9 protein-coding genes are annotated in these 9,086 nt (G+C 57.4%); 2 read left to right on the top strand and 7 right to left on the bottom strand.

The window, feature by feature from the left end:
- The first annotated feature begins 201 nt into the window (after positions 1-201).
- Positions 202-378 (top strand): hypothetical protein, encoded by a 177-nt coding sequence (locus NH344_RS17580; RefSeq protein ID WP_161491476.1) that lies wholly within the window; start codon positions 202-204, stop codon positions 376-378.
- 39 nt (positions 379-417) lie between these two features.
- Here NH344_RS17580 and NH344_RS17575 read toward each other — a convergent pair whose 3' ends face one another.
- The 5 genes from NH344_RS17575 to NH344_RS17555 form a co-directional block, all read right to left on the bottom strand.
- A complete protein-coding gene (locus NH344_RS17575) occupies positions 418-1,821 on the bottom strand; it encodes a sigma-54 dependent transcriptional regulator (protein ID WP_172416438.1) in 1,404 nt (467 codons plus the stop codon).
- Positions 1,822-1,832: 11 nt separating this feature from the next.
- On the bottom strand, positions 1,833-3,278 hold the full coding sequence (locus NH344_RS17570) for an ATP-binding protein (protein WP_044630756.1): 1,446 nt from the start codon (positions 3,276-3,278) through the stop codon (positions 1,833-1,835).
- Between the two features lie 36 nt (positions 3,279-3,314).
- Positions 3,315-4,475, bottom strand: a complete 1,161-nt coding sequence (locus NH344_RS17565) for a PQQ-dependent sugar dehydrogenase (RefSeq protein WP_172416756.1) — start codon at positions 4,473-4,475, stop codon at positions 3,315-3,317.
- A gap of 104 nt (positions 4,476-4,579) precedes the next feature.
- Positions 4,580-5,455: an AEC family transporter gene (locus NH344_RS17560; RefSeq protein WP_044630758.1), complete on the bottom strand. Its 876-nt coding sequence runs from the start codon at positions 5,453-5,455 to the stop codon at positions 4,580-4,582.
- 68 nt (positions 5,456-5,523) lie between these two features.
- Positions 5,524-6,447, bottom strand: a complete 924-nt coding sequence (locus NH344_RS17555) for a LysR family transcriptional regulator (RefSeq protein WP_172416437.1) — start codon at positions 6,445-6,447, stop codon at positions 5,524-5,526.
- A 190-nt stretch (positions 6,448-6,637) separates the two neighbouring features.
- On the opposite strand from NH344_RS17555, the gene NH344_RS17550 reads away from it, so the two are divergent.
- Positions 6,638-8,596, top strand: coding sequence for a ligand-gated channel protein (locus tag NH344_RS17550; RefSeq protein WP_172416436.1), 1,959 nt, complete (start codon positions 6,638-6,640; stop codon positions 8,594-8,596).
- Here NH344_RS17550 and NH344_RS17545 read toward each other — a convergent pair.
- A complete protein-coding gene (locus NH344_RS17545) occupies positions 8,526-8,867 on the bottom strand; it encodes a hypothetical protein (protein WP_253028239.1) in 342 nt (113 codons plus the stop codon). The two genes, NH344_RS17550 and NH344_RS17545, sit on opposite strands and share 71 nt — an antisense overlap.
- The coding region (locus tag NH344_RS17540) for a hypothetical protein (RefSeq protein ID WP_253028238.1) at positions 8,864-9,086 on the bottom strand (223 nt) is incomplete at its 5' end. The genes NH344_RS17540 and NH344_RS17545, both read right to left, overlap by 4 nt.

Below are 9,086 nucleotides of genomic sequence, written 5' to 3'. Positions count from 1 at the left end.
AGGGCCTGATATCGATACTGGATACGGTAAGATGGCTCAAACGTTGTTCATGAACCGCCGTGGTACGGAACCGTATGCCCGGTGGTGTGAGAGGACAGGGGAGGCGACTCCCCTTCCTACTCGATTGTTTAAAGCGTATGACGGTGAGTTTGGGCGGTTGCAAACCAGTCAGCTGATAAGGTTAGGGGGCAGGCGCTACTGTTGAGCGCACTGCTCATGGCGGGCGTGCTGACAGGCTGCGGTGATTCCGAAGCACCGACCACCGATTCGAAAGTACCGACCGACGAACCTCAAGAACCCATGGATACCGGCCCCATGGCGAATGATGGGCAAGCGACACGTGAGTCAACCGGCGATGGCGTGAGTGACCCGGAGTAAGCATGAAAAAGCCGGTCGGCGAGTGCGACCGGCTTGGGCTTACTCCTCGCTATCTTCCAAACGCCGATAAAGAGTGCGGCGGGCGATGCCTAATACTTCGGCCGTCCGCCGTTTATTTCCCCCTGTCGCTTCCAACACTTTGCGAATATAGCGCTTTTCCACCTCTTCCAAACTTGGCCAACGGGCAGGCGCGGGTGTCGGAATTTGCGTGCCTGGCAGTACCTCCCCGCTTAGAGTGGGCGTCGTGTCGGTACTGCTCTTTTGCTGGCTGGACTGCTCGCGCAGGCGCTCGGGGAGATCCTGATGCTGCAGTACGCCCGCTTCGCTGAGCGTTACCGCGCGCATGATCGCGTTCTCCAACTCGCGCACGTTGCCGGGATAGGAGTAGTTCAATAGGCTATTGAGCGCCTCTGGCTCGATCTGTTCGATCTGTTTGCCTTGGGCTTCTGCGTGCTTATCAATCAGTGCGAACACCAAGTGTTCGATATCCGTGCCGCGCTCGCGTAGCGGTGGAATGCGCAGTGAGAATGTCTCTAAGCGGTAGAACAAGTCACTGCGAAAGTTCTCCTGCTCAATCTCTTTTTCCAAGTGGCGGTGCGTAGCGGCAATGATGCGCACATCCACCGGTTCCTCACGCTCGCCGCCCACGGGGCGAACGGTTTTCTCTTGCAGGGCGCGTAGTAGCTTGGCCTGCAGGTTGATCGGCATTTCGCCAATCTCATCGAGAAACAGGCTGCCGCCCTGGGCGCTATGAAACAGTCCTTTTCTGGCTTCATTAGCACCGGTAAAGGCACCTTTCACATGACCAAAAAACTCGCTCTCCATCAAGTCGGCGGGAATGCTGGCACAGTTAACGGGAACGAAAGGCGCTTCGTGGCGGCTACTTTCTTGATGAATCGCTCGGGCCAGCAGCTCTTTACCCGTGCCGCTTTCACCCAGGATCAAAATAGGTGCATCGCTTTTGGCTAATCGAGACGCATCGTGGAACAGTGACTGCATGGCTTGGCTTTTACCCACAATACCGTGGAAGTGACTGAGTTCCGTATCGTGGGGAAGGGACAAACGCTGTCGCTCCAGTACGCGAAATACGGCTTCGAGGATAGCATCTAAATCAAGTGGCTTAGTTAAAAAATCATCTGCGCCAAGCTTTAAGGCTTCTACCGCCTGGTCAATCGTGCCAAACGCGGTAATGACAATAATGCCTAGCTCGCTGCCACTCTGGCGTAGCTGCTGCAGCAGTTGAATGCCCGTCATGCCGGGTAGCCGTACATCGGTAATCATCATGGCCACTGGCGTGTGGCTAAGCAGGGCGATGGCCTCTTCAGCGCTGGGGACACCCAGTGTGTCATAGCCCGCGTCGTTGAGCTCTTCCTCTAATAACTCACGGATAGCGGCGTCATCTTCCACCACCAATAACGGTAAAAGGTGTTCCTGATGGGTCACAAACGTCGTCCTCAAGCGGATGCGGTTTCACTAAGGGGAAGCGTAATTTCAAAGCCAGCGCCGCCAAGCGCGCTGTCAAATACGCCAATCGTCCCGCCGTGGTCGTTAATAATGCGGTGCACCATCGATAGTCCCAAGCCGCTGCCCTGGCCCACCGGCTTGGTGGTGAAAAAGGGGTCGAACACTTGATGATGATGCGAAGTCGGTATGCCTGACCCGTTATCTTCGACCCATACCGTAAGCTCGTCGCTGTGCGACTGGGCGCGAACACGAATATGGCTAACGTCCGGGGCTTGGGCGGCGTTGCGTAATAAGTTGGTCAGTACCTGCACAATTTGTTGACCGTTAACTAATAAATGGGGAGGAGGGGACGGAAGCTCAATATCCAGATAGATATTTCGTGGTTCCAGCTCCTCCTCGACTAGCTCGCTGGCACTAATGATAAGCTGGTTAAGGGCTTGGTGTCCTTTCTCCACGTTATGTTGTCGGCCTAATTCCATCAGTTGGCGGACAATTTCGACGATTCGCTCTACCTCGCCGCGAATCCGGCCAAGCCTAGCACGCTCGTCGTCGCCAATCGTATCCCTGCGGGCCAACCGTTGGGCCTGGCCGTTGATGACTGTCAGCGGTGCGCCAATTTCGTGGGCCACCCCGGCGGCCAACACGCCAAGCTCTGCCAGCTTTTTCGATTTGCGCAGGCGTTTTTCCAGCTCGATTTCTCTCCGTTGGCGAGCATCGATATCACGATCTTTTTCGGCCATAGCGTCCAGCATGCCGTTCAAGCCCGACGCTAAACGGCGATACTCCGTCGGGCCGTCTACTGTGGCACGTTGGCTGCGGTCGCCATCTTCCACTAGCAGCATGACGCGCAACAGACGGTTGAGCGGCCGCTCGATGTAGTGACGAAACCCCCACCAAATGCTGAACACGATGCCCGCCGCGCCAATCACGAAGACCAGCACGGCCACAATGCTGATAAACCCGGTGTAATTCTCAATGCCGGTATTGAGTCGGTTGACCTGCAGCACCCCTTGCACAGTGCCATCTTGGGTGCGTAGTGGCGTGAGAGCAGAGTAGTAGGTCCAACCTTCCTGTTGTCGGTAGCTGCTGTGCAGGTCGTCGCGCTCGATGACCTGCTGAATCTCTTCCGGTGTGAACAGATCTTTACCCAGCCCAAGGCCGTATACCTCACGGCCTTGGGTATCGAATACGTAGGCCCCGTAGATGCGGTGAAACGAAAACGCCGACTGCAGCGCCTCTTCTAGCGGCGTGGCGCTGTCTCGAGCCACCGCATAGCTCAACGACGTGCTCAGCGCGCGAGTAATGATCTCGACTTCGGTTTGCAGTTTGGAACGAACGTTGTCTTCCAGCGATTTGATCGCCACCAGACTAAACACCACCAGGATCACGAAGAGCGGCACGATGACCGTTAAGATGATGAGGTTACGTAATCGCATCGTGCTTCCTGGTGGTGTCTCGGGAGTCGAACAAGGTTAGCGCTGTGTGGGCGTCAAGCGATAAAGGCTGCCTTGGCCGCCGTCGGTTAGCAAATACATCGCTTCATCTAGCCCTTGGCGCACATCGCGAATACGGCCGATCTCACCTTCTAAAATCAGCTCTTCATCGGCCACTTGACCCTCTTCAAGGGTAAGGCGCAGCAGCTTTTGGCTGCCCAGACCACCCGCCAGCAGGCTTCCTTGCCAGGGCTCAAAGGCATCGCTAGTCACCTCGGCAAGACCTGAGGGGGCAAAGCGCCCATCAAAGCGATACACCGGGTCAACCATGCCAGGCTTAGATTCAACGCCTATCGGCTCGTTGGTGCTGTAGTCATTGCCTAAACTCACCTCCGGCCAGCCGTAGTTATTGCCAGGCACAATCTGATTCAGCTCATCACCCGTTCGCGGGCCGTGCTCGGTGGCCCAAGGTTCACCATTACTGAGAACGGTCATGCCCTGAATGTTGCGATTGCCCATGGTGTAAATTTCATCCAGTGTATCGTCGTCATCCACAAAGGGATTATCGCCAGGGGCCTCTCCGGTCTCGGTGAGCCGAAGGGTAGAGCCTGCGTGGTCATCGCTGGCCTGAGCGCGAGAAGGGTCTACGCCGCGGTCTCCGATGCTCATCAGCAGGGTGCCATCTTTGAGCCATGCCAAACGGGAGCCGTAGTGTCGGCCGGGAGAGGAAGCGCGATCCTGCTCGAAAAGATGCTCAACGTCGCCTAACGAATCCCCTTTCCACTTAACGCGGGAGAGCGCTGAACGGCTGTTATCGCCCTCAGGCTTGCTCCAAGTAAAGTAGATCCAATCGTGCTCGCCATCGCCAAACTCAGGGTGCAGCACCACATCCAGCAGGCCACCTTGGCTGTTCTGGCTCACTTGGGGCATGCCTTCAAGCACTTGCGTTTGCCCGTCAGAGTCAACGAGATTTAACTCACCGCTGCGCTCGCTCACCAAGTAGCGACCATCGGGAAGAAACGCCACCGCCCACGGGTTCGCAAAGCCATTGGCCACGCGCTCAATGGTAATAGCGAAGTGGTCGGTTTCCAGGGCATCATGAACCACCTCTGCCTGGGCAGTACTGGCAAGCATCAGCCCCACCAGGGAAGGAGCCACCCAGCGTTTAGCCTGTAAACGTAGCGAGCGGTGTGGGGTCATCAACGGCGTAGCGTATCGAGTTGGCATCGAGTGTCCTCTGTTAGCGCTGGATCAGAGTCTAAGTCTAGCAGTGACTGCCGTAAGCGGCCGGGGGTTCCCCGGCGCTACATCAACAGTGCCAACAGTATCGGTAAATAGATCAGCGCCATGAGCGTTGAGCAGAAGACTAAACTGGCCACATAAGCGGGTTCGCGCCGGGCGCGCTGGGCAAACAGATAGTTGAATACCGCCACGGGCATGCACATTTGCACCACCAAAATGCTCTGCGCCAGCGGCGGTAAGCCAAGCCAACCAGAAATAAACCAAGCGGCAGCGGCGGCCAGAGGGATACGGATCAAGCTAAAGCCAATCCCTGAGCGTAAGCTTTCCACCTGAATACTAGCGAGCGATACACCGAGGGTGATGAGCATCAGCGGTACTGTGAACCCAGACATTAAATCAACGGTGTTGGCCATCCATAGCGGGAGCGGCGTGTCGGTCAACAGCAGGGTCATGGAAATTAAGATGGCATAAACCGTGGGGGTTTTAATCAGCGTTTTAATCGGGTTTCCGCTACTGCTGAGCACGGCTCCTAAGGTGAACTGAAACAGCGATACCGTCACCATCACCGTAATACCGTAAGCAAAACCTGCGCTGCCGAAAGCGTAAAGCACGACAGGCAGCCCCATATTACCCGTGTTGGGATACATCATCGGCGCGATCAGTACCCGCCAATCTCGACGCAGCAGTTTGGCCACGGCAAAGCTGGCTGCCCCCATGCTGATAATGACCAGCGCGGTGGCTAACATCATCTGCCCAAAGGTGCCGGCATCAATGTTGGCACCAGAGAGCGACGCCAGTACCAGCGCAGGGGTACCAATGTTGAATACCAAACGCGTAATAAAATCGACGGGGTAGGGTTGCCCAAGGCGAACCCATAAAAAACCCAGCCCGGCACCGGCCAGCACTGGTGCCATGACGGCGAAGAGTTCAGCGAGCATTAACGTTCCTTGACGATCATCGGTCGCCTATTGTGGGTAATTAGGCGGCTAACTGGCAAGGCGAATTGCTAATGGGCGTAAACGGCGTTTGCGTGGGTTTGCCACTCGTTAGGCACCTGGTCACGCAGAAAGTCTAGCAGCGCATTGACCCGGCGGGAGTGATGCCCATAGGCATACAGCAGCGTCACGGGTAAGGGGGCGGGCTCCCAGCCGGGCAGGCAGTTGACCAGATCCCCAGGGTGGTGGCGTTCGCGTTTCTCGACCACCCAGTGGGGCAGCAGGCCGATCCCTTGGCCATAGGCAATGGCATCGATGTGCAACGCCGTGAGATCTACCCGGAGCCGCGAGCGGGGCGCGTTGAACAGGTAGTCGGCGTGTTCGGGGTGATGCAGCAGCAGGCCGCTAGAGGCAGTATCCAACAAGTCGATCCAGGCATGCGCATCCAGCTCTTGGGGGTGTTGCGGTGTTCCCGCGTGGGCCAGATAGTGTGGGTTGGCGTAGAGGCCGCGGGTGAGGTGGCCCAAGCGCTCTTGATTCAGCCCACACTCATGGGTAGCGCCTAGCCAGATATGCACGCTATTGCTGTGCATTTTACTAGGCGGCGTTTCCCGGGTGTGCAAGGTCAGCTCGACCTTGGGGTAGCGGGTCAGAAACGCATCCACGACGCCCGCCATCCAGCCTCGGGCCAGCGCACCGTGTACCTCCAGCGTCACTTTACCGCTGATCTCCTCGCGAAGTTCTGCCAGCGCCTCTTGGCTGTGGGCGGCCATGGCCAGCAGCTCGGTGCAGTACTGATGAAACAGCAGGCCCGCTTCGGTGGGAATCAAACGGTTCGCCTGGCGACGCAGCAGCGGCTGGTTCAGCCGGGCTTCTAGCTGACTAATGCGCCGGCTTAACGTGGATTTAGCAAGCCCGAGCTTCTGTGCGCTGCGCGTCAGGCTGCCGGTGGTCATCACATCGGCAAAAGCGGCGAGTTCATCAAAATCGTACATAGTCGGGGCCACTGGGGGAACGAGGTCACGCCATTGTGCCACTTAATTGTTTGAATGAAAATAATTGCCATTTGTGTTCCGGTTGGTTGAACGCACCGTCCCGCCTCTTTGTGCAAAGAGTATGCAAAAATACAAATGCTAATAATTCGTATTTAAGTATGAGTGCTCTTTCAATTCAAAGGAACCCGCTATGTCTTTACGTTTGCGCCGTACGCTGCTGGCCAGCGCTATCTCATCTCTCGCCTGCGGGGCAGTTGCGGCTCAAGAAACGCCTCAGCTCAACGATATCGTGGTCACCGCTTCTGGCTTTGAGCAGCAAATTAGCAGTGCGCCCGCCTCAATCAGCGTCATCTCCCGCGAAGAGCTGGAGCGTGGTCACTATCAAAACGTCACCGATGCGCTGCGGGATGTCCCCGGCGTGGTAGTGACTGGAGGCGGGGCAGGCGATAACGGCAATGACATCTCCATTCGCGGTATGCCTTCCCAATACACGCTGATTCTGGTGGATGGCCGCCCACAAAACTCCCGCGAATCACGCCCCAACGGCAGCGCAGGCTTCGAACAGGATTGGCTGCCGCCGCTGCAAGCCATCGAGCGTATCGAGGTGGTGCGCGGGCCGATGTCAACGCTATACGGCTCCGATGCCATCGGCGGGGTGATCAACGTGATTACCCGCAAGGTAGCGGATACCTGGCACGGCAATATCCAGCTCGATACCGTGCTGCAGGAAGACAGCGCCTCCGGCGACAGCCGCCAAGCCAACTTCTACCTAAGCGGGCCGCTGGTGGCGGATCGTTTAGGCCTGCAGCTGTATGGCCGCACCTCAGAACGCGACGAAGACGATATTGAAAACGGCTACGAAGAGAAGAGCTTGCAAAGCCTGACCGCACGGCTAAGCCTGGCCGCCAGCGATAACCACGACTTTACTGCAGAAGCGGGGATCACCGAGCAGGACCGCCGCTCGCTGGTTGGGCGCTCGGCGCCTGCGGAAGGGTGCCGTGGCGGCTGCACCGATAGTATTGGTGAATACACCAATAGCCATGTAGCGCTGACCCATAGCGGCCGCTTCGAGTGGGGCACCAGCGAAACCTTCGTACAGCGTGAGCGCAGCGAAAACCAATCGCGGGATATCGAGATTACCAACACCACCGCGAAAACCAGCGCAGTGATTCCCTTGGGTATGCACATGCTCACCGTCGGCGCGAGCTGGGAAGAGGAGTCGCTGGAGGATGGCACCACCAACCAAATCTCCGACCGTACGGCGGTTGAAAACAGCCAGTGGGCGCTGTTTATGGAAGATGAGTGGATGCTGACAGACGCCTGGGCACTGACAGGCGGGTTGCGCTTGGACGATGACGACAACTACGGCAGCCATCTGAGCCCGCGCCTTTACAGCGTATGGAAGATGACGCCGGAATGGACGCTGAAAGGCGGCGTATCCACCGGCTACCGTTCCCCCAACCTGCGGGAAATTACCCCGGACTGGGGGCAGATCAGCCGTGGCGGTAATGTTTATGGCAACCCTGACCTTGAGCCGGAAACCTCGCTCAATAAAGAGATTGCCCTGCTGTACGGCAGCGACGCAGGCCTGAACGGCAGCCTGACGCTGTTCCATAACGATTTCGAGGACAAAATCACCCGTATCGCCTGCCCGATCAATATTTGCAATGCAGGCCCGAACCAGTTCGGCAGTGACCCCACGTACCGGGTCAATATCGACGATGCAGTGACGCAAGGGGTCGAGGCCAGTCTGAGCGCACCGTTGAGCGATACGCTGGCGCTTACCGCCAGCTACACCTTCACCGATTCCGAACAGAAAAGCGGTGAGTACGCCGGCGAGCCGCTGACCCAGCTGCCCCGCCACCAAGTGTCGGCCACGCTAGATTGGGATGTGAACGCACGGCTTAGTCAGTGGACCAAAGTGAGCTACCGGGGCGAGGAGAGCCAGCCCACCACCGGGCCGTCGCAAAGCTCGATTGTCGCACCGTCTTACACCTTTGTGGATGCGGGTATTGGCTATCAGCTCAACGATAGCACCACGGTGAATGCCGGAATCTACAACCTGTTTGATGAGCGCATCACCTACGACGAATACGGCTATGTGGATGACGGCCGCCGGGTGTGGCTTGGCCTGAACGTTGCTTTCTAAACATACTGTTATTAGGCGATAGACGCGGCCACCGATGGGTGGCCGCGTTTTTTTTTATGCCCGCGACCAGCCCGGCCACCGACGAGGAGAGCAGCGCATCCTCCAGGGAGTTCACCGTGCCGACCAGGTTAAGCTCTTGATAAATCGGCTCCCGGTTGACGCTCGCCAGCTCGACTCGTGGGGCAGATTGGGCCAGCGCGGTGCTGGCGAAGAGTGAGAAGGCCAGTAGCAGTACAAAGGGGAGTGGGCGGGCAAGTGAAGGCACCGTCATAACAGGCTGTTTCCTAACATGAGTGAAAGGTGGTAAATGCGAAGGCGAGTAAAAGGCGCGCTGCTCATACTACCCAAGCGAGTGCGTTGACATATACCTGAATCCGTGAAGCCGGCGCCGACACTTTCCCTATCACCGCCAGCGAGCACTTTTTGATCATTCGCCCCGTGCAAGTTGGCTTTCGCAAGCCCGTTATTGCCAAAACCCACCGTGCTGATC

This window comes from Halomonas sp. Ps84H-12 (assembly GCF_024124725.1).
Classification (GTDB): Bacteria; Pseudomonadota; Gammaproteobacteria; order Pseudomonadales; family Halomonadaceae; genus Vreelandella; species Vreelandella aquamarina.
The sequence above is the reverse complement of the archived record's forward strand: the minus strand, read 5'-3'. Positions and strand labels throughout refer to the sequence as shown.

Coding starts and splice junctions, on each gene's coding strand:
- NH344_RS17570 (WP_044630756.1), bottom strand. CDS start 3,278: ATGCGATTACGTAACCTCATCATCTTAACGGTCATCGTGCCGCTCTTC.
- NH344_RS17565 (WP_172416756.1), bottom strand. CDS start 4,475: ATGACCCCACACCGCTCGCTACGTTTACAGGCTAAACGCTGGGTGGCT.
- NH344_RS17560 (WP_044630758.1), bottom strand. CDS start 5,455: ATGCTCGCTGAACTCTTCGCCGTCATGGCACCAGTGCTGGCCGGTGCC.
- NH344_RS17555 (WP_172416437.1), bottom strand. CDS start 6,447: ATGTACGATTTTGATGAACTCGCCGCTTTTGCCGATGTGATGACCACC.
- NH344_RS17550 (WP_172416436.1), top strand. CDS start 6,638: ATGTCTTTACGTTTGCGCCGTACGCTGCTGGCCAGCGCTATCTCATCT.
- NH344_RS17545 (WP_253028239.1), bottom strand. CDS start 8,867: ATGACGGTGCCTTCACTTGCCCGCCCACTCCCCTTTGTACTGCTACTG.